21 protein-coding genes and 2 tRNA genes are annotated in these 20,289 nt (G+C 40.6%); 8 read left to right on the top strand and 15 right to left on the bottom strand.

Features of this window, described 5'->3' with window-relative positions; all coding sequences use genetic code 11:
* The 3 genes from V7083_RS15110 to groES form a co-directional block, all read right to left on the bottom strand.
* A partial coding sequence (locus V7083_RS15110) for a spore germination protein (protein ID WP_335479226.1) occupies positions 1-836 on the bottom strand: 836 nt, incomplete at its 3' end.
* A 462-nt stretch (positions 837-1,298) separates the two neighbouring features.
* Positions 1,299-2,936, bottom strand: a complete 1,638-nt coding sequence (gene groL, locus V7083_RS15105) for a chaperonin GroEL (protein ID WP_335479224.1) — start codon at positions 2,934-2,936, stop codon at positions 1,299-1,301.
* 58 nt (positions 2,937-2,994) lie between these two features.
* Positions 2,995-3,282: a co-chaperone GroES gene (gene groES, locus V7083_RS15100; RefSeq protein WP_335479222.1), complete on the bottom strand. Its 288-nt coding sequence runs from the start codon at positions 3,280-3,282 to the stop codon at positions 2,995-2,997.
* Positions 3,283-3,582: 300 nt separating this feature from the next.
* Here groES and V7083_RS15095 point away from each other — a divergent pair, with 300 nt between their 5' ends.
* Positions 3,583-4,305 (top strand): CPBP family intramembrane glutamic endopeptidase, encoded by a 723-nt coding sequence (locus V7083_RS15095; protein ID WP_335479220.1) that lies wholly within the window; start codon positions 3,583-3,585, stop codon positions 4,303-4,305.
* A complete protein-coding gene (locus V7083_RS15090; protein WP_335479218.1) occupies positions 4,302-4,502 on the top strand; it encodes a YdiK family protein in 201 nt (66 codons plus the stop codon). The genes V7083_RS15095 and V7083_RS15090 overlap by 4 nt, the downstream gene beginning before the upstream one ends.
* 35 nt (positions 4,503-4,537) lie before the next feature.
* On the opposite strand, the gene V7083_RS15085 is transcribed toward V7083_RS15090, so the two are convergent.
* The 6 genes from V7083_RS15085 to moaC all read right to left on the bottom strand — a co-directional run bounded on the left by V7083_RS15085 (position 4,538) and on the right by moaC (position 9,667).
* On the bottom strand, positions 4,538-6,058 hold the full coding sequence (locus V7083_RS15085; RefSeq protein WP_335479215.1) for an MDR family MFS transporter: 1,521 nt from the start codon (positions 6,056-6,058) through the stop codon (positions 4,538-4,540).
* A 12-nt stretch (positions 6,059-6,070) separates the two neighbouring features.
* Positions 6,071-6,781, bottom strand: a complete 711-nt coding sequence (locus tag V7083_RS15080) for a cytoplasmic protein (protein WP_335479213.1) — start codon at positions 6,779-6,781, stop codon at positions 6,071-6,073.
* Positions 6,782-6,796: 15 nt separating this feature from the next.
* The gene (locus V7083_RS15075) at positions 6,797-7,516 is read right to left on the bottom strand and encodes a polymer-forming cytoskeletal protein (protein ID WP_335479211.1); all 720 of its coding nucleotides are present in this window, start codon (positions 7,514-7,516) and stop codon (positions 6,797-6,799) included.
* Positions 7,517-7,529: 13 nt separating this feature from the next.
* A complete protein-coding gene (locus tag V7083_RS15070) occupies positions 7,530-8,153 on the bottom strand; it encodes a YhbD family protein (RefSeq protein ID WP_335479209.1) in 624 nt (207 codons plus the stop codon).
* A gap of 329 nt (positions 8,154-8,482) precedes the next feature.
* A complete protein-coding gene (locus V7083_RS15065) occupies positions 8,483-9,145 on the bottom strand; it encodes a redox-sensing transcriptional repressor Rex (RefSeq protein WP_335479207.1) in 663 nt (220 codons plus the stop codon).
* Positions 9,146-9,175: 30 nt separating this feature from the next.
* Complete coding sequence (gene moaC, locus V7083_RS15060; protein WP_335479205.1) at positions 9,176-9,667, bottom strand: cyclic pyranopterin monophosphate synthase MoaC; 492 nt, start codon at positions 9,665-9,667, stop codon at positions 9,176-9,178.
* A gap of 161 nt (positions 9,668-9,828) precedes the next feature.
* Here moaC and V7083_RS15055 point away from each other — a divergent pair, with 161 nt between their 5' ends.
* The 6 genes from V7083_RS15055 (at position 9,829) to V7083_RS15030 (ending at position 17,205) form a co-directional block, all read left to right on the top strand.
* Positions 9,829-11,748 (top strand): ABC-F family ATP-binding cassette domain-containing protein, encoded by a 1,920-nt coding sequence (locus V7083_RS15055; RefSeq protein WP_335479203.1) that lies wholly within the window; start codon positions 9,829-9,831, stop codon positions 11,746-11,748.
* A 367-nt stretch (positions 11,749-12,115) separates the two neighbouring features.
* On the top strand, positions 12,116-12,766 hold the full coding sequence (locus V7083_RS15050) for a response regulator transcription factor (RefSeq protein WP_335479201.1): 651 nt from the start codon (positions 12,116-12,118) through the stop codon (positions 12,764-12,766).
* 1 nt (position 12,767) lies between these two features.
* Positions 12,768-13,874, top strand: a complete 1,107-nt coding sequence (locus V7083_RS15045) for a sensor histidine kinase (RefSeq protein WP_335479199.1) — start codon at positions 12,768-12,770, stop codon at positions 13,872-13,874.
* A 115-nt stretch (positions 13,875-13,989) separates the two neighbouring features.
* Positions 13,990-14,928, top strand: a complete 939-nt coding sequence (locus tag V7083_RS15040) for an ABC transporter ATP-binding protein (RefSeq protein ID WP_335479196.1) — start codon at positions 13,990-13,992, stop codon at positions 14,926-14,928.
* Positions 14,929-14,947: 19 nt separating this feature from the next.
* A complete protein-coding gene (locus V7083_RS15035) occupies positions 14,948-16,060 on the top strand; it encodes an ABC transporter permease (RefSeq protein WP_335479194.1) in 1,113 nt (370 codons plus the stop codon).
* Positions 16,060-17,205, top strand: coding sequence for an ABC transporter permease (locus V7083_RS15030; RefSeq protein ID WP_335479192.1), 1,146 nt, complete (start codon positions 16,060-16,062; stop codon positions 17,203-17,205). The genes V7083_RS15035 and V7083_RS15030 overlap by 1 nt, the downstream gene beginning before the upstream one ends.
* Before the next feature lie 44 nt (positions 17,206-17,249).
* On the opposite strand, the gene tsaD is transcribed toward V7083_RS15030, so the two are convergent.
* The 6 genes from tsaD to V7083_RS15000 form a co-directional block, all read right to left on the bottom strand.
* Positions 17,250-18,275, bottom strand: coding sequence for a tRNA (adenosine(37)-N6)-threonylcarbamoyltransferase complex transferase subunit TsaD (gene tsaD / locus V7083_RS15025; protein ID WP_335479190.1), 1,026 nt, complete (start codon positions 18,273-18,275; stop codon positions 17,250-17,252).
* Positions 18,272-18,721 carry a ribosomal protein S18-alanine N-acetyltransferase gene (gene rimI / locus V7083_RS15020; RefSeq protein ID WP_335479187.1) on the bottom strand — a complete coding sequence of 150 codons (450 nt, stop codon included), beginning with the start codon at positions 18,719-18,721 and terminating at the stop codon, positions 18,272-18,274. Before rimI ends, tsaD begins: the two co-directional genes overlap by 4 nt.
* Positions 18,722-18,739: 18 nt before the next feature.
* Positions 18,740-19,435, bottom strand: coding sequence for a tRNA (adenosine(37)-N6)-threonylcarbamoyltransferase complex dimerization subunit type 1 TsaB (gene tsaB, locus V7083_RS15015; RefSeq protein ID WP_335479184.1), 696 nt, complete (start codon positions 19,433-19,435; stop codon positions 18,740-18,742).
* Positions 19,432-19,887, bottom strand: a complete 456-nt coding sequence (tsaE, locus tag V7083_RS15010) for a tRNA (adenosine(37)-N6)-threonylcarbamoyltransferase complex ATPase subunit type 1 TsaE (RefSeq protein WP_335479228.1) — start codon at positions 19,885-19,887, stop codon at positions 19,432-19,434. Before tsaE ends, tsaB begins: the two co-directional genes overlap by 4 nt.
* Before the next feature lie 175 nt (positions 19,888-20,062).
* A tRNA-Asp gene (locus V7083_RS15005) sits at positions 20,063-20,139 on the bottom strand.
* 3 nt (positions 20,140-20,142) lie between these two features.
* Positions 20,143-20,216, bottom strand: a tRNA-Met gene (locus V7083_RS15000).
* Positions 20,217-20,289 lie beyond the last annotated feature (73 nt).

Raw genomic sequence — 20,289 nt, 5'->3', positions numbered from 1 at the left:
GTTACTGGTGCGACCAATGCTGCGGGGGATCCATCCACTATGACAATAAATCTTCCCTGTAAAATATGAGAGGCAGCCGCATCTGGCCGTTCCGTTGAGATAAGTTGCGGAAATGGTGAAAAGGAATTATCCTCAATGAATTCCTCTAACTCTCCTGCATTAAGAATCGCGTCGATATCTAATTGGCGGATACGATCCTCTAGCTCTCGCAATACCTCTTGGTGTGCAACATCTTCTAAGTACAAAATCGAAACTTTGCTCTTACTTCGGCGTCCAACTGTCATCTCTTTGATTTTTAGCTCACGGTCGGAAATATAACGGCGGACTAATGCGATATTTTTGCTGCTTGTCTCACCAAACCCTTGATGTGCCCCTTTTAAAGAAGCTTCGAGCTGTGGATCTTCAATTGCTCTTTGTGGCCAACCTTGGGTGTCGAAGATCATTGCATCACTTCGTCCTTCTACTAACAATGCACTTTTACCTTGTAGAATACCGTTCTCAAGCTCTGTCCAATGGTTTATTGATCCTACGTGACCAATCGATACCGCTAAGTTAGGATTCTTCTTATCTTCAACGTCATAGATTAACGGGCGAAGGATATGTTCATGGACGGAGTCTGTATTAGTTAGACCCGCAAGGTAAATAAGGACCGCTTTCTCACCACTCTTCTTAATATCCAAGTGTCGTACAATTAAGTCAGGGGTATAAGTGAAAAGTGTATACAAATCTACAAGATTTTCGGATAGGGTTGTGCTTAACTTTTTATTTTGAATTTCGTTTACTTGTTTTTGAGGCTCATTTAATTTTTTTCTTGGTTTATTATGAAAAATCTTCATTTTGCCATCACCAATACGAAGGAAATTATTTTTATAGTTAACTCCTTATGTAAATATTATTCAAGTACAGTTAAATTCAAACAGCCTCCAATTCATTTGAAGCAGCCCCGCCAATGGTATTTATCTTCAATTGTAGGTTTGGAATAAAGTTTGCATTTGATGATTCCTATACCATTAAGTGTCTGGATTCCTGCTTTTCCTGTTTTTTATAAAAATAAACTAAGGAGTTTTTATAAGAGGATTTGTTATTACGATAATAGTTGAGGAATATATTGAAGCAATAATATTTGAAAGGAGAGATAATTGAGAAGATAGACATTAAAAAAGAGGCTCCCATTAAGTTCACTAACTTAACAGAAGACCTCTTAAGAATCTCAATAATGAATATCGGTCACTTTTTCGGACACTGCAGATTACGTTACACCTTACAAATCCTTAAATATAAAGGATATAAAGTGTTTGTTACATCATGCCGCCCATTCCACCCATACCGCCCATGCCGCCCATGTCAGGCATTCCGGCACCAGCTGGTTCTGGTTTGTCAGCTACTACAGCTTCAGTTGTTAAGAACATAGCTGCAACAGATGCTGCGTTTTGAAGAGCAGAACGAGTTACTTTCGTTGGGTCAACGATACCAGACTCGATCATGTTTACCCATTGACCGGTAGCAGCGTTGAAGCCTACGCCTACTTCTTCACGCTTTAAGCGCTCAACGATGACAGAGCCTTCAAGACCTGCGTTTTGAGCAATTGTGCGCATTGGTTCTTCCATCGCACGTAAAACGATTTTGATACCAGTTGCTTCGTCGCCTTCTGCTTGAAGAGCTTCTACTTTGCTGTATACGTTTAGAAGGGCAACACCACCACCGGATACGATTCCTTCTTCAACAGCAGCGCGAGTAGCGTTTAATGCGTCTTCGATGCGAAGTTTACGCTCTTTTAATTCAGTTTCAGTGGCAGCACCAACTTTGATAACTGCTACACCGCCAGCTAATTTAGCTAGGCGCTCTTGTAATTTTTCACGGTCAAATTCAGAAGTAGTTTCTTCTAATTGAACGCGGATTTGGTTAACACGGCCTTGAATAGCATCAGTTTCGCCGGCACCTTCCACGATTGTTGTATTTTCTTTAGTAACCACGATTTTAGCTGCGCGTCCTAAAGATGCAAGAGTGGCAGATTTAAGGTCACGGCCAAGCTCTTCAGTGATTACTTCACCGCCAGTTAATACAGCGATGTCTTCAAGCATTGCTTTACGACGGTCACCGAAGCCAGGAGCTTTAACAGCAACAGCATTGAATGTACCGCGAAGCTTATTCACTACTAATGTAGATAATGCTTCACCTTCGATGTCTTCAGCAATCATCAATAATGGCTTGCCTTGTTGAACAACTTGCTCAAGAACCGGAAGGATTTCTTGAATGCTGGAGATTTTCTTGTCAGTGATTAAGATATATGGATTTTCTAATACTGCTTCCATTTTTTCCGTGTTTGTTACGAAGTAAGCAGACACATATCCTCGATCGAATTGCATACCTTCTACAACATCAAGTTCAGTTGTGAAGCCTTTAGATTCTTCGATTGTGATAACACCGTCGTTACCCACTTTTTCCATTGCTTCCGCGATTAAGCGGCCAACTTCTTGGTCATCTGAAGAGATGGCAGCAACTTGAGCGATAGAATCTTTGCCTTCGATTGGCTTAGAAATAGATTTTAATTCTGTTACAGCAGCTGCAACTGCTTTTTCGATACCTTTACGGATACCCATTGGGTTAGCGCCTGCAGTCACGTTCTTTAAGCCTTCGCGAATCATCGCTTGAGCAAGAACTGTCGCAGTTGTTGTACCGTCACCAGCAACATCGTTTGTTTTGCTGGCTACTTCAGCAACAAGCTTCGCACCCATGTTTTCGAATGCATCTTCTAATTCGATTTCTTTTGCGATGGTTACACCGTCATTAGTGATAAGTGGTGAACCAAATTTTTTCTCAAGAACCACGTTGCGTCCTTTAGGTCCAAGAGTAACTTTTACCGCATTTGCAAGTGTATCAACACCGCGTAGCATTGCACGGCGAGCATCTTCACTAAACATAATCTCTTTAGCCATTGTTCAAAAACCTCCTCATATATTAAACCGTATGATATTTTTGTTTAAAGTTTTTTCCTTATTCGCCTACTACAGCAAGGATGTCGCTTTCACGTAAAATTAAGTACTCTGTACCTTGGTATTTAACCTCTGTACCAGCGTATTTTGAGAAGATAATGCGATCACCTACAGAAACTTCAAGTGCTACGCGTTCGCCATTTTCAAGTACACGACCGGTTCCAACAGCAACGACTTTTGCTTCTTGTGGCTTTTCCTTTGCTGAGTCCGGTAATACGATACCGCTTGCAGTTTTTTCTTCTGTTTCAACTAGTTCGATCACAATGCGATCACCTAATGGTCTTAACACTTGTAACAACCTCCTCAAATATATGTGTTTTCGGTCATTATTAGCACTCGCTTATCATGAGTGCTAACACAATTATTATAATAAATAATCTACATATCTTTTGCAAGTAGCACGCATAAAATTTTTATAAAAAATTTACCATTTTTTGCACCTTATAAAGTATGTGAAAACCAAATCATTCTATACATTCTTTTTTCTAAACAAGGGTTCAAGATTGAAACTGAGCTGTATTTACATGTAGAATGAGGAATAATGAATCATTTAATATTAAAAAATAGGGTTCAAAAGGGGTTCATCTTCTTGAAGAAAGAATATTGGTATATCCTTATCACTTACATAGTTATGCAGCTGTCCAGTGGCATTGGTGTTCCTGCATTCCAATACGGATTTCGATCTTTCGGGTTTGACATGCGCTTGGCAGTTCCGATCTGGCTCATCGCAAGTTTTTCACTCTGCTTAATCATTGTCCTGTTTCTGCTGCGAAAAGAAATAAAAGCTTTTCGTTTAAATGACAGGGATCGTTCCTTTGGGCAGCTTTTTGTATGGTCGATTCTTGGGTTTTTCATGGCCTATTTCTCCCAGTACATATCCGCTATCATTGAGCAAATGATTGGTATTAAATCAGGTTCAGAAAATACGAGGCAAATTATTAATATCATTGATACGTTTCCACTGGCGGTCATCGTCACTAGTATCATTGGTCCCATTTTAGAGGAAATCGTTTTTCGCAAAATTGTCTTTGGAGCATTTTATACCAGGTTTAATTTTTTCATTTCAGCCTTAATAAGCTCCGTTGTCTTTGCCTTAGCCCATATGGATTTTGAGCATATCTTGATTTACGCAGCGATGGGCTTTACCTTTGCTTTTCTTTATGTAAAAACAAAACGAATCATTGTACCCATTATTGCCCACGTATCTATGAATACATTGGTCGTTCTAGTTCAATCTGTTTACCGTGATGATATCGAAAGAATGATGCGTGAGGCGGAATCAGTTCAACATTTTATCGGAGGATTCTTATGAGACGTTCACCTATGTTTTCCGGGATTATATACCTAGTGATTGGTAGCTTATTCACCTATTTCGCCATCCATGATGTGCAAGCAAATGGCTGGGGCTTTTTCAGCTATCTTCTAGTGATATTGGCCACCTTTGACTTTGGTTCCGGTTTTAAAATGATTAGTTTTCATTTTAAGTTGAAAAATCAATTAAAAAAATAACAGAACTCCCCTTGTGCATTGAGGGGAGTTCTTTTTTATGCTTGATGTGATTTTGCCTTTCTATGGATAACCATTTTTTCTTTTCCGAGAATAAAGATAAAGAGGAAGGCGAGCCCTGCTGGTACCAGTCCCCAAGTAAAAGTATGAACGATTGAACTGGATAAGGCTTCGGTTATTTTTTCAAGAATTTGGGGAGGAATTTGGCTTCGGGCCTGTTCTGATAAAAACGCCCGGGCATCGTCCGTTGATTTCCCCTGCGGCATCGGGCCCATTCCAGTAAATGCATCAGTTAATTTGTCATTAAAACCATTTCTCTGGATCGTGCCAAAAATTGAGATTCCAATGGTCATCCCCAGTGACCGAATGAAGTTACTGGTAGACGTGGCAGAACCGCGCTGTTCAACTCCAAACGGATGGATGGCTGCCATACTTAATACCGAAAATGAAAATCCAACTCCTAATCCCACGACAATCATATAAAGTGTCAACAATGTCCTGCTCGTTTCCGGTGTAATGGTGCTAAGAAGCAGTAATCCGCAAATAAAAATGATACTGGACATAAACATGATATTTCGGTAGCTCAGTTTAGTTGTTAAAAAGCCGCCTACCTGTGCTGTTACGACGGATCCCAGCATCATTGGCAGTAAGACGAGACCCGAGTTCGTTGCACTTCCGCCATAAACTCCCTGGACAAAGATCGGGATATACACGGTGGCTGCCATAAATGCTGCCCCATAAAACAACCCTACAATGGCGCTGCCGGCAAACAGCCGATCTTTAAACATGGTAAATGAAATGATTGGGTCCTTTACTTTTTTTTCAATGAATAAAAAGATCACAAACAGAATGGTAAAGCCTGCAAATAAACTTAATATAAGTGTGGAGTCCCATTGATATTTCTGACCTCCTAGCTCCAGTGCAAACATTAGACTAACAACCGCTCCAATCAACGTGGCGGCTCCCCACCAGTCAATGGATTGTTTTTGGTGGCTTGGTGATTCCTTATAGGAGATGAGGATAAAAATAAGCGAGAGTATCCCTAGAGGTAAATTAATATAGAAAATCCAATGCCAGCTGATGTGGTCGGTAATATATGCTCCAATCAGTGGTCCAAATATGCTCGACATTCCAAAAACAGCTCCGAACATCCCGCCCATTTTTCCGCGCTTTTCAGGTGGAAACAGGTCAAACATAATCGTAAATGCAATAGGAACTAGCGCGCCTCCACCTATTCCTTGTATTGCTCGGTAAATACTCAACTGGGTAATCGTCTCGGCCGTTCCGCATAATGCCGATCCGGTCATAAATAGAATCAGACCGAAGACAAAGAACCGCTTTCTGCCGTACATATCCGATAACTTTCCGAAAATCGGCATGCCCGCCATTTCCGCTACCATATAAGCCGAAACCACCCAAACAAAACTCTCGAGACCACCGAGGTCTCCGACAATGGTCCCCATAGCCGTTACGACAATCGTATTGTCCATGGAGGCCATTAAAATACTTAATAATAACCCTGCCACAACCAAGCCTAATTTACTTTCTTTTGTTGTCATCCTATTTCTCCTTTACCTTTTTGTCTTTGTTTTGACCACTGAACTCTGGTCAAGTTGTAGATCCGCCGTGTACTCGACCAGCCCTATCTCGCATCCTGGTCCAATCAACACCTTATTTCCGCGAACGATATCAGCCTTTGTATTTTCCAAATGTATATCGTCCCCTTCAATTACTTGGGCCGTTAACGTTCCTAGACTTTTTCCAAAAGGAAGTAACGAATTTTTCTTTCGTTTTACCATAATTCGCTCTCCTCCAATTTCAGCGGCCTTACTGTCACCGTACCGCAGGCCAATTTGGATGGTATCAGCTGAGAGGAGTCCCTTTATTTCAAATCCACCGCTGGAATCAAACGTTTCATACTCCACATCTCCATTAACAGTAAGTCCTCCTTTAATGGTGGCTGTTACACCCGTTAAACGTTCCCCCGCTTCAAGCTGACCTAAGATTTTGATTTTTTCCAAACGGGCTCTTCCGCCAATTTCCAAGGTACCCATCACAGTGGTATCCTTTGCCTCTAAGTCTCCTCTTACTTTGGCCTCACCCAGGACTTTTACCTTATCAGCCTTTACGTTTGTTTCCGCCTTACTCGTACCATATACATGAAAAGCAGCACATTCCACATCCTGAACAATGGTACCTTCACCACGGATACTGACTTTTTCGTAGCTGCCTCCGCTATAACTTCCTGATCCATTGATGATTAAGTTTTCTATCTTACTCATCCTTTTCCCCTCCTATTACACCCTTCTTGTTTCGCCAACATCAGCTGACTTGTCGACAGTAAGTTCACCTGTATATTCGATTAAACCAATTTGGCAATTCGGCCCAATTTTTACGTCATTCCCGCGAATAATCTTGGCCTTTGTATATTCCACCTCAATTTTGTCCCCTTCCATTAGTTCAGTCACTAGTTGATGGCGTGTAAAAGGTTTCAGCAAATTTCCGACCAGCGACTCTTTATACTCGACCCTAATGGTTCTCCCGCCTATTTCTTTTACATGGCAATTCCAAAAGATTTTTATATCCACTTCATCGGCATTTAATAATCCGCCAATTGTAAATTGTGCCTCCCCTTTAAATGTTTCAGCTTCACAATCGCCACCAACGGAAAGGGTCCCTTTCATTTGAATTTCCTCGCCTTTGAGCCAGCCACCTATAGAAGTTTGGCCCGAGATTCGCAGCTTTTCCACTTCCACGTTTCCAATGATTTTAGCGGTCCCTTCAACTAGGATTTTTTTGGAGTTCACGTCCCCCTCCATTTTGCCCTTCCCACTCACGATTACCTTTTCCGCCCGAATATTCCCCTTTGCTGTTCCTAAACCATTGCATTCAAATTCATTACAATCAATATCGGAATTGACGCTTCCTCTGCCGTTAATCAACACTTTGTCAAATTGTCCGCCATTGGATGATCCAATGCCATTTATATAAAGGTCTCCCTTTTTTTGCGTATCCATTTCCATTCCCCTTTTAGAGTAATTTGGCTTTTAGTTCTTCCATGCAGCCCATCAATGGCAGACGGGACACTACCTTTGTTCCCGTTTCAAAATGAATGCTCTCCGCATTGATTGCTAATAGGCACGAAGAAACACCTAGCTTTCGAGTGATCACTAATTCACCGCTTTTTTGCTTAATCATTGCTCGATTAGCTACTAGTAGCTGAACAATCATTTTTCCCTCTTCGAGATTTACCTCACCGGACTGCAAAAGCTTATCTAATACATATATTTCAAGTATTCTCGAAAAATTAAAGTCAGGACCATTTTTTTCGATATCCAGATATAGATTTATCGACATTTGCGAAACAGTGTTTCGTTTTACTAACTCTTCAGCTGTTAATTGTAGGTCTGTTACGCTTGGGGAAAACATATTGGCCAATTCATCCAACGATAAATTCTCCTTCATCGTTTGGATTTTTTCGATGCGTTTTAAGATCTTTTCCTTAGGAAAAAAAGTCTCCTGACCAGTAAAAGTAGACTTGCGAATAAACCATTCCTCGGGAATCAAGTCTTTTCGCTTCCAGCGATATAACTGCCCATATGATATTCCTGCTAAATCCAATAACTCTTTTTTAGAAATTAACTCCTCACTCATTTTTTAAAAACTCCTTTCCGATGACATTAATGTAACATAACACTGTTACGTTGTAAAGGCGTTGTTTTATCATTTTGTAAATTTTTTGGTATCTACCATCAAAAAAGGCTGAACCTTTAAAATGGGGCCGCCTCTATCTAGGAATACCGTCCATCAAAATGTTTTTTAGGAGGTACTTGCGATTTCTGTCGGAATTCTCTCATCACTTTTTCCAAAACCCACCCTTCGAGGACCTCTCCCTTTTTCGGGTTAATAAGGGGTCTCTGTCTTACTCCTTTTTTTAGGAAAAAAAATGGGCCCTCCCAATTATGGAAAGACCCATGGCAAAATTATTCTTCAACTTCTACTTCTCCAATTGATGGATAATGTTTTAAAAAGTACACCAGTGATTGCAGTTCAACTGCTAAATCAATATGGTGAACCCGAATGGAGGCTGGAACATTTAATCTGGCAGGGGTGAAGTTTAAAATACCTCTGACCCCTGTATTCGCAAGGCGATCCGTTATCATCTGAGCAACAGGAGCAGGTACGGTTAAAATCGCAACCGAAATATCATCCTCGACCAAATGTTTTTCCAAATCATCCATGGACAGAACCGGAACATCGCCGATGGAAGTGCCAATTTTATCGGGTGAAACATCAAACGCGCACTGAATTTTCGTATTGTTATTTTTTAAAAAATTATAATGTAAAAAGGCTGTGCCCAAATTCCCTACCCCAATTAAGGCAACCTTCGTTAATTCGTCTTGATCCAAGGTTTTTCGGAAAAAGGACAATAGATAATTGACATTATAGCCGTAACCCTTTTTACCAAGGGCTCCAAAATAGGAAAAGTCCCTGCGAATTGTTGCGGAGTCTACTTTTACTGCCTCGCTTAATTCGGCTGATGATACTCGTTGCTTTCCGGAAGAATGCAAGTTTTGTAAAAATCGATAATATAAGGGCAATCGCTTTGCTGTTGCTTGTGGGATTTTCATTGTTTCATTCGACATATTACTCCTTCACCCCGCTAATCATTTTGTTTATATTCGATCAAGTCGTCTAAAATCGCCATTTTTGCCGCCGGATTTCTCCATTAAGTAGGTAGGGCCGATTACCATACCCTTATCCACTGCTTTACACATATCATATACCGTTAAGGCACAAACAGAAGCTGCTGTTAGCGCTTCCATTTCAACACCTGTCTGCCCTTTAGTCTTAACTGTTGCCTGAATTTGCAATGTATACTGATCGTTATCGCTTTCCCAGGAGAAAGTAACATTTATACCCGTTAATGGAATCGGGTGGCACATCGGGATGATTTCCCATGTCCTTTTCGCTGCCATCACTGCTGCCACTTGGGCAACTGCTAAGACATCGCCTTTTTTCATTTCCTGATTAGTGATTTTTTCATAAATTTCTTTACTCACAGTAATGCTAGAATGCGCAAGCGCTGTTCTCGCCGTTTCCGGCTTATCGCTTACATCCACCATCTTTGCTCTGCCTTCTTCATTAAAATGCGTAAACTCTGCCATAGTATAGTCCTCCAAAAAAAATGATACTATATTTTACCGTCTCTGTGTGTGAAAGTTTGAGCGAATGGTGATATTTTTTTCCAAAACGTACAATATCCTGCTTTATTGCCGTTATTTCAGGAATACGGTACACTATTCCTAGGTAATAGAGGTGAAAAAATATGATTTTATTACAAGTTAATCAATTACAAAAATACTTTGGTGCTGACCTTATTTTATCCAATATTAAGCTTGAATTACAAACGAGGGACCGTGTTGCCCTTGTAGGTCGTAATGGTGCTGGGAAATCCACCCTTTTAAAAATTATCGCAGGGCATCTTTCCCATGACGGTGGAGAAATAATCAAGCCAAAGGGTGTCTCGATCGGATACTTAGCGCAAAATACCGGGTTGGAATCAAGTCTGTCCATTTGGGATGAAATGTTAACCGTCTTTGAATATCTTCAGCAGCAAGAAAAGGCTTTGCGAAGCCTTGAAGCGCAAATGGCTGATCCTGAAGTCTTTAATAACCCAACCAAATATGAGCGGATTTTAAAGGAATATGATCAGCTCCAGGTCACCTTTAAGGAACAAGGAGGCTATCAGTACGAAGCAGATATCCGGTCTGTCCTTAACGGTTTAAATTTTCAGGATTCTGCCGTTTCAATTTCCAGTCTGAGCGGCGGTCAAAAAACCCGTCTAGCCCTTGGTAAACTGTTATTAACAAAACCAGACATTTTAATCTTGGACGAGCCGACCAACCATCTTGATATTGAAACATTGTCTTGGCTAGAACAATATTTACAAGGCTATAGCGGAGCCATTCTGATTGTCTCCCATGACCGCTATTTCTTGGACAAAGTCGTTACCCAGGTCTATGAACTTTCCCGAAACCAAATTCAGCGGTTTACAGGCAATTATAGTTACTATCTGGAGCAAAAGGCTGCCAATTATGAACGCGATCTGAAGCTTTATGAAAAACAACAGCAGGAAATTGCATCCCTGCAAGATTTCATTCAACGGAACCTGGCAAGGGCGTCCACAACCAAACGGGCACAGAGCCGCCGCAAAAAACTTGAAAAAATTGAAGTGATGGACCGTCCGCTCGGGGATGAAAAATCTGCATCCTTTTCATTTGAAATTGAAAAGCAAAGCGGGAACGACGTACTGATGGTAGACTCCCTGGCAATTGGCTATGAGGGTGAGAAAGTTTCAGAGAATATCACTTTTCGAGTTTTTAGGGGAGAAAGTATTGCACTTGTAGGCCCAAACGGGATTGGCAAGTCCACCATGTTAAAGACGATTATTAAAAAACTTCCATCGCTTGGAGGAACGATTAACTACGGTACCAATCTTACTATTGGATATTATGACCAAGAACAAGCCAACTTAAAGTCCAATAAGCGTGTCCTAAATGAACTCTGGGATGACTATCCTCTTAAACCGGAAAAGGAAATTAGGACTGTACTGGGTAACTTCCTGTTCTCCGGAGACGATGTCCTTAAAACAGTCTCCTCCTTAAGCGGTGGTGAAAAGGCCCGGCTTGCGCTGGCAAAGCTAATGCTTGAAAAGGCCAACTTGTTAATCCTGGACGAGCCGACCAACCACTTGGACCTTGATAGTAAAGAAGTACTCGAAAATGCACTAATTGACTATCCGGGAACGATTCTGTTCGTCTCCCATGACCGGTACTTTATTAACCGTATTGCCACTAAGGTGTTAGAGCTCAGCAAAACAAGCAGCACTGAGTATCTTGGAGACTATGATTATTATGTCGAAAAGAAACTCGAGCAGGAGGAACTGGCAGCATTAGCCCTTGCTGAATCACAGAAAAAGCAACCCAAGACTGAGATGGTGGAAAAGAATACGTACCATCAAGATAAAGAGTCAAAAAAGCTGGAACGGCAGCGGAAACGGAAGTTGGAAGAAATCGAACTTCGTATTGAAGAAATTGAAGAAGCCATCCAAGAGTACGAGCAGTTATTATGTGAACCTGATGTCTTTCAGGATCATGAAAAGGTATTAGAAATTACGCAAAAAAATGAACAGGCTAAAGCCGAGCTTGACCTTTTACTAGAAGAATGGGCAAAACTGGCTGAATGAATAAAACCGGGCTCCATTAGCCCGGTTTTTTTACATAAAAAAGGTTATCCACTAAACAAAGAACTTTTTCCACAATTTTATTCACATTACCTTAGGTTTATTTTACTACATTCATTAAGCTTTTCCACATTATCCACAGTTTTAGTCCGTTTTATCCACATTATCCACAGAAATAGCAACCTTATCCACACTATCAATAATCTCCTCCCAGTATTTATCCACAAAGGAACCCTTTTAATCAATCGATTAATTAGTAATAACTATGATTAATCAATCGTTTGATTAAATTTCCCCTATTTATTCACAATTCAGTATTTATTACTGTTATAATTTCAATTAAGACATTGATGAAATTGGAGGGGAATACATGACACAAGTCCCAAAGATTAAGGTCTTGATAGCAGATGATAATTCCTTTATCAGAGAAGGATTAAAGATTATTCTCAGTACATATGACGAATTTGAAGTATTAGACACAGTCGGTGACGGTCAGGAAGCCCTCGATTACTGCCAAAAACACTCCGTTGATATTGCTTTATTGGATGTGCGTATGCCCAACATGAACGGCGTAGAAGCGACAAAACTAATAACGCAGAACACTGCTACAAAGCCCATCATATTAACTACATTTGATGATGATGAATATATTTTGGATGCCGTAAAAAACGGAGCGAAGGGTTACTTATTGAAAAATAACGAACCGGAACGGATTCGCGATGCCATCAAAAGTGTATTTAACGGGAATAGTATTCTTCAGGACGTTATTTTAGAAAAAATTAAGGCGAACCTAGTCGGGACGAGAGAAACAGAAACGAAGATTGATAAAAAGCTATTTACTGAACGTGAACAGGACATCATGTCGCTCATAGCCAAAGGATTTTCCAATCGGGAAATCTCCAAACAGCTGTTTATTTCAGAAGGTACCGTAGCGAACTACATTACTTCTATATTAGGCAAAACTAGCCTTGAACATCGAACCCAAATTGCCATTTACTATATCACGGGGAAAGTGGAGTAGCATGGAATTCTGGATTATTCTAACTAAGCTTGTCCTTATGCTTTACATTTCCATCCTCGGTGCACAATCCCATCATGCCCATATGGCATGGATGGTATTTGCCATGTTGCTCTATTTTTGCATCAATATTACCTTTCATATTATAAGAAAAACAATGATTCAAACAATCGTTCTTGTCTTGTCAGGCAGTCTCATTATCATGGCTTATCTTTCTATTTATTCGATCTTTATTATTCTTTTACCGCTAACCTTATTAGAAATCTCTGCTCATTTTACTAATAAACGTTTCTTGATTTTTGCTGTCTCCTTTTTTCCAATCATCTATTTAGGAAAAGAGTTGCAGCCCCTTTATGGCATGGTTGCGATATTAAGTTTTATGGTACTTTCAATGATAGCCACTTATGGGGAACGGATTACAAAGGATGAACAGCAAATCGACCAACTGCGAAAATCACTGCAAAAGTTAACAAAGGATTTAAACGATCATAATGAGTTTATAAAACAATCAGAATATACCTTTAAGTTAGAGGAACGGAACCGGATCTCTCAAGAAATTCATGATAATATCGGCCACACTATGACCGGTGCCTTATTTCAAATGGAGGCCGCCAAACGGGTCATGGATTCAAATCAACAGAAAGCAGTGGAATTGTTGCAAAATGCTATTAATATTTCTAAAGATGGCATCGAAAGTATCCGTTTAACCCTAAAAAATCTAAAACCTCCCACTGAACAGGTCGGCATTCATCGAATTAAGCTATTGATGGATGAGTTTTCGGCAAAGCATCTGATTAAAACTGCCCTTACCTATGATGGAAACTTAGATATTGTTGCACCAATACAATGGAAAATAATCCAGGAAAATGCCACAGAGGCTTTAACCAACGCTGCTAAGTATTCAAATGCTACCCTTATTTCTGTTGATATGAAAGTATTAAACAAAATCATTAGAGTTGAAGTCCGCGATAATGGCTCAGGAGCGGAAAAGGTTAAAAAAGGGCTAGGAATCATCGGGATGGAGGAACGAACGGCAGCAGTCAACGGAAAAGTCATTGTTGACAGTTCCAATGGTTTTTCCGTCACTACCCTGATTCCCATCTCATCATGAATATCCCATCCATAAAACATGAATTTCTTCATGTGAAAAGAATGAACGATTGCACTTATGCGCGTTCATTCTTTTTTTTATACTAAGACCATAGAAAGTATTTAGGGGTGAAGAGATGAACGTATTAGAAATTAAAAACTTAACAAAAAAATTTGGTGATTATATCGCTGTTGATAATATGTCATTATCTGTTGCAGAAGGAGAAATTTTCGGCTTTCTTGGTTCCAATGGCGCCGGAAAAAGCACCACGATTAATATGATTGCCGGCCTCCTCCGCAGCAGCGATGGAATGATCAACATACTTGGAAAAAACATTGTGAAACACAGTCGGTTTGCCAAAATGAATATTGGTATTGTTCCGCAGGATTTGGCCATTTATGAAGATCTTACCGCCTATGAAAATGTGAAGTTTTTTGCCGGACTCTATGGCCTTCGCGGTGAAGAACTACATGAAAAAGTAGAGGCTGCTTTGGAATTCGTTGGGCTTCAAGATAAGCAAAAAAGCTATCCAAAAGGCTTTTCAGGAGGAATGAAGCGACGGCTAAATATCGCCTGTGCGATTGCCCACCGCCCTTCACTTATTATTATGGATGAACCAACAGTGGGTATTGATCCACAGTCCCGCAACTATATTTTACAATCTGTTCGCAAGCTGAACGAAATGGGCTGTACCATCATTTATACCAGCCACTATATGGAGGAAGTAGAGGAAATCTGCTCCCGTATTGCGATTATTGATCATGGAAAAATTATTGCCGAAGGAACGAAGGAGCAGCTTAAATCCATTATTACTGATACAAAGGACATTTGGATTGAAGTGAAGTCCACTGAAAACATAAATGCCCAGACTTTAAAAAGTATTAACGGAGTGGAAGGCGTCCTGGTTGAAGACAATCTCATTAAAATTACTTCCGGCACCGGGGTGAATAACTTAAACAAGATTATTGCACACTTTATGGCACTCGATATCGAAATCCGCTCCTTGCATGAAAAAGAACCCAATTTAGAAACCGTATTTTTAACGTTAACCGGAAGAAATTTACGAGACCAATAGACAGGGAGGAGAGAAAACTTTGAACATCATCAACATTGCTTTAAAGGAAATCAAAAGCGAATTCCGCGATATCCGAACATTGGTTTTTATGCTGGCCTTCCCGATTGTGTTAATGTTAGTCCTCGGCACAGCATTATCCAATACATTTAAAACGAGCATTCCTGTAGACAATATTCATGTTTTATATCAGGACACTGCTTCAAATAGCCAGTTTGATAAGTTTATGGAAGCCGCAAACCATTCCGGGATTCATTTCAAACAAATGAAGGATAAGAGCGATGGAAAAAAGCAAGTAAAACAGGGCAAGTACACTGGCTATATTGAAGTGACTGACAACGGAGTTCAATTGTATCTAAATAGTCGGGATAGCATTGAAGGAAATATCCTTCAGGGGATGCTCTCTTCCTATGTCGATCAATACAATATTGCTTCTGTCATCATGAAGAATGCTCCAAATCAACTGGCAAGTGCTTTCTCACATAACACTCAAGCATCTTTTATAAAAGAAACATCACTCGCCCCACATAAACAGCCTGGTTCGATGGATTACTATGCGATTGTCATGACGACAATGATTGTTCTATATGGTGCCTTGTCAGCAAGTTCTTTAATTGTTAAAGAGCGGGTAAACAAAACTGCAGATCGTCTAATCGCTGCCCCAGTCACAAAAAGCGAAATCTTTATTGGAAAAGTAGTCGGAAGCTTGTTAAGTAATATGGTCAGCGTGATATTAGTTCTGTTCAGCAGTAAATTATTTTTCAAAGCTAACTGGGGTGATCACCTGGGGATGGTTCTTCTCGTCCTTCTTACCGAAGTCATTTTTGCCGTAAGCTTAGGTATTGGCATTAGTTTTTTAACCAAATCAAGCAGTGCACCAAGAGTAATCCTTATGCTTACGGTTCAACTAGCCTCCTTCTTTGGCGGTGCCTATTTTAAAATAGAAAATCCTGACGGTATCTTTAAATTTATCACTGAGCTTTCACCACTAACATGGATCAATACCGGTATTACCAAAATCATTTACTCTAATGACTTTTCAGCTGCCATAACGGCAATTACCTTGAATCTTGGAATGGCTACTCTTTTCTTAATAATAGCCATTATCTCTTTACGCAGACGGGAGGGGTTATAATGAGGGAAATTCTTTGGTTAATGAAAAACACCCTATATGTAACCTTTAGGCAAAAAAAGAATATTTTCATGTATCTATTCATGCCGTTAATCGGTATTCTGATTGCACTACTAGCCTACGGTGGTGACCAAAAGTATACCATTCACCTCGGAATCGTCAACCAAGACAACAGTGAAATCACCAGTGATACCATCCATTTTTTAAGCGCATTAGAAAATGTGGAAGTCAAGCTACTCGAGGATTCGCAAATACAAGATCAACTGACTTCCGGTAAACTTGACAGTGTTATCACCTTTCAAAAAGGCTTTACAGATAGTGTATTGAACGGATCTCCCAACCATATACAGCTAACCTCCATTAAAGGGGCTGAAATAACTGGTTTTGTTAAGGCCTATTTAAATCAATATATCCAGAACGTTTCTGCCATCAGCACAGCTGCCGCTGGAAACCAACAAACCTTTAAGCAAATGTACCAGGAATTTCAACAAACCAGCTATCAATTGTCGACTCATTCGATAACAGATACGTCTAAAAATAAAGATATGACCATTCAAACAATTGGCTTCTTGATCATGATTATGATGATGTCTGCCTGCAACATGTCTGAGATCATCCTTTCAGAAAAAGAAAATCGCACCTATTTTCGCTTACTATCAACGCCGATTAATGCCCGAACCTATATCCTTTCAAATGTGTTTGTTAATATGATCGTGATGAGCATTCAAGCGATTCTCACCGTATCGATTATGAAAGGATTCTTTCACATTGGCATCAATATTCCATTTTGGCAAGCCATCGGCGTTATGTTGTTCTTTGCACTTATTTCTGTCGGCTTATCACTGGTCATTACTTCTTTTTCAAACAGCCGAAGTGCAGCAGGTGCTTTACAAAATTTAATTATTACACCAACTGTCATGCTATCTGGATGCTTTTGGCCTGTTGAAGTCATGCCAAAAACCCTTCAAAAAATTGCCGAGTTCCTGCCGCAGCGTTGGACTTTAGATACACTGACAAAACTCCAGGAAGGTAGCTCACTTAGCAGCTTGTATTTAAATTTCTTGATTCTGGTCACATTTGCTCTTGCCTTTTTCTTAATTGCTGTTTATCGATTCAGCAAGAACAACTCAGTCCAAAAATTTGTGTAAAAATAAAAGCCTGTTCCATCTTTAAGTGTGGAACAGGCTTTGTTTTATATTTTATTAAAAATTTCAATATCCAACCCTGGATTGGCATTGAGAGATAACTCGGCCCGTACCCCTTTATCAAACATCACACTGCCGGCAGCGGCAATCATGGCTGCATTATCAGTGCATAATGATAAAGGTGGAATGATAAGATCTACCTTTGAATCAGCAAAAACCTTTTCCAGATTCGTTCTTAGCCCTTTATTTGCGGCCACTCCCCCAGCTACCAATAATTGCTTTACACCATATTCAGCCACAGCTAATTTGGTCTTTTTCACGAGCACCTCAATCACACTCTCCTGAAAGCTGGCGGCCAAATCAGCAGGAGCAATGACCACACCACGCTGTTCAGCATTATGGACCGTGTTGATCACCGCTGACTTTAACCCGCTAAAGCTAAAGTCATATGAACCTTCCTCCAACCAGGCCCTCGGCAAATCAATGACTGGGCTGCCTTCGTGGGCCAGACGGTCAATATGAGGACCGCCAGGATATGGTAGATTCAAGGTTCTCGCTACTTTATCATAAGCTTCACCGGCCGCATCATCCCGTGTCTCCCCAATAACTTGGAAATGACCATGCTCCTTCATATAAACCAGCTCAGTATGCCCCCCGGAAACCACTAGAGCCAACAGTGGAAATTGCAGTTCCTTTACTAGTCTGTTGGCATAAATATGTCCCGCAATATGGTGAACAGGAACGAGCGGCTTTTGATGAGCAAAGGCTAATGCTTTTGCCGCATTTACACCGATTAAAAGGGCTCCCACTAATCCAGGACCTTCTGTAACAGCTATTGCATCAATGGCATCCATGGAAATACCTGCTTCTTTTAACGCTTCTTGCATCACAATCGTGATTTGTTCCACGTGGTGCCGTGAAGCGATTTCCGGTACCACTCCACCAAAGCGTTTATGGCTTTCAATTTGCGAAGCCACCACATTCGCCACAATTTCCCTGCCATTTTTTATAATTGATACAGCTGTTTCATCACAACTTGTTTCAATCCCCATAATTAATTGATCTTTTGTCATAAATTCACCCACATTACCCAAGCATCCTCTAAATTATCCGAATAATAATTCTTCCGAATGCCTCCATTTTGAAAGCCCATTTTTCGATAGAGAGATTGTGCGACATAGTTGGTTACTCTCACTTCGAGGGTCATACTATGCGCACCCATGTCACGTGCTACTGAGATTAGCTTACGCATCATGGCATCTCCTAACTTTCTTCCCCTATAATCAGGTAAAATTGCCACATTGGTCACATGAGCCTCGTCAATGACAACCCAGGCCCCACAATAACCAATGACCCGATTATCTTTCTCAAGCACAAGATAAACCGCAAATTTATTGTTATATAATTCATTTAAGAAAGCTTCTCTGCTCCATGGTGTCGTAAACGAGGCATGCTCCACTTCCATTATTTCATCCAGGTCCTCTTCCCTCATAAACCGAAAAGTATATGAATCATCCATATGTCTCTTTCCTTATCCTTAAAGTTTTCCATTAGCTTCGAGCCATTTAGCCTCAGCTTCAGCCAGCCTTACATAATTCGGTACAAAGCTGTGAATATCTTCACCGGGCTTGTCCTTCCCAAGCAAAGCAAGTTCAGAAGGTCTAGGATTGTGCTCCGTGACACAGGCAAATACAGCTTGCGAGGATAATCCCTCTTCCAAAACAGCTTGGTGTATCGGCAGATCATTTCCGACAAACAAGACAGGCTGATCCAGCTTCGCTAATTTTGCAGCCCAGTCCACAGATAATAAAATTTGATCCGGCTCAATTGCCACAATTTGCCCATTAGTGAATTGGTATAGCCCTGTATAAATTTGTCCTCGTCTGGCATCAAATAGTGGAGAAATATAACCATTAAAATAACGCCCTGCAGCTGCCAATACTTCCAGGCTCGAGATCCCTACAAGTGGAATTTGCAACGTCCAAGCCAATGTCTTAGCAATCGTGACCCCAATTCTCACACCCGTGTAAGATCCCGGTCCCTTAGCAACGACAATCTTTGATAAATCCGCCGGCACCCTTTCACAATCCTTCATAAGTTGCTCAATCGCCGGCATAATCCGGACCGAGTGGTTCTTCTTTAAATTTGTTATGTATTCACCTAGTACTTGATTCTCTTCTAAAAGGGCTACTCCCAATGCATAATTAGAAGTATCTATCGCTAATACTGTCATGAAAAAATCTCCCTGCATAATTGCTCATATCGTTTACCCTTAGGTACAAACACCATTTTACGCTTTTCTTCTCCTTCATGGTACAAATAAATCGTCAATAATTCAGAAGGCAGCTGTTCTTCAATTAAATGAGCCCATTCCACAACAGATACCCCATCACCTTCAAAATACTCATCAAAGCCGAGATCCTCTAATGAATCTGCCACGCGGTACACATCCATATGATATAACGGCAACCGGCCTTGATATTCTTTAATAATTGTAAAGGTAGGGCTATTCACCGTCCTTGAAATCTGCAATCCTTTGGCCAATCCCTTTGTAAAAGTGGTTTTTCCAGCCCCTAAATCTCCTTCTAAAGCAATCACATCTCCCGGCAGTAATAATGAAGCCAATTTAGCTGCGATATCAGTAGTTTCCCGATCATTTTCCGATTTGAACACATACTCTTCCATTCCATCACCTATATCTCTTTCTTTCCATTGCAATCTATATCTACATTTTACCTTATTTACACGTAAAAAAAACCTTAGGATCCGTCCTAAGGGTGTTTTTTCATAAAGTAAATGGATTGATGAAAATAAAAAAAGCCGAAACCCTGTTTCGTACTTTTCAAATAATTAATGTAAATGGCGGTCTGGACGGGACTCGAACCCGCGACCTCCTGCGTGACAGGCAGGCATTCTAACCAACTGAACTACCAGACCATATTGCGGGGGCAGGATTTGAACCTGCGACCTTCGGGTTATGAGCCCGACGAGCTACCGGACTGCTCCACCCCGCGATAATAGAAATTATAAAGTTTTCATCATGCTCATAGTAAGCAATCAAGAAAAACAGCCCGGCAACGTCCTACT

This window comes from Bacillus sp. JJ1764, assembly GCF_036962145.1.
Lineage (GTDB): Bacteria > Bacillota > Bacilli > Bacillales > Cytobacillaceae > Neobacillus.
The sequence above is the reverse complement of the archived record's forward strand: the minus strand, read 5'-3'. Positions and strand labels throughout refer to the sequence as shown.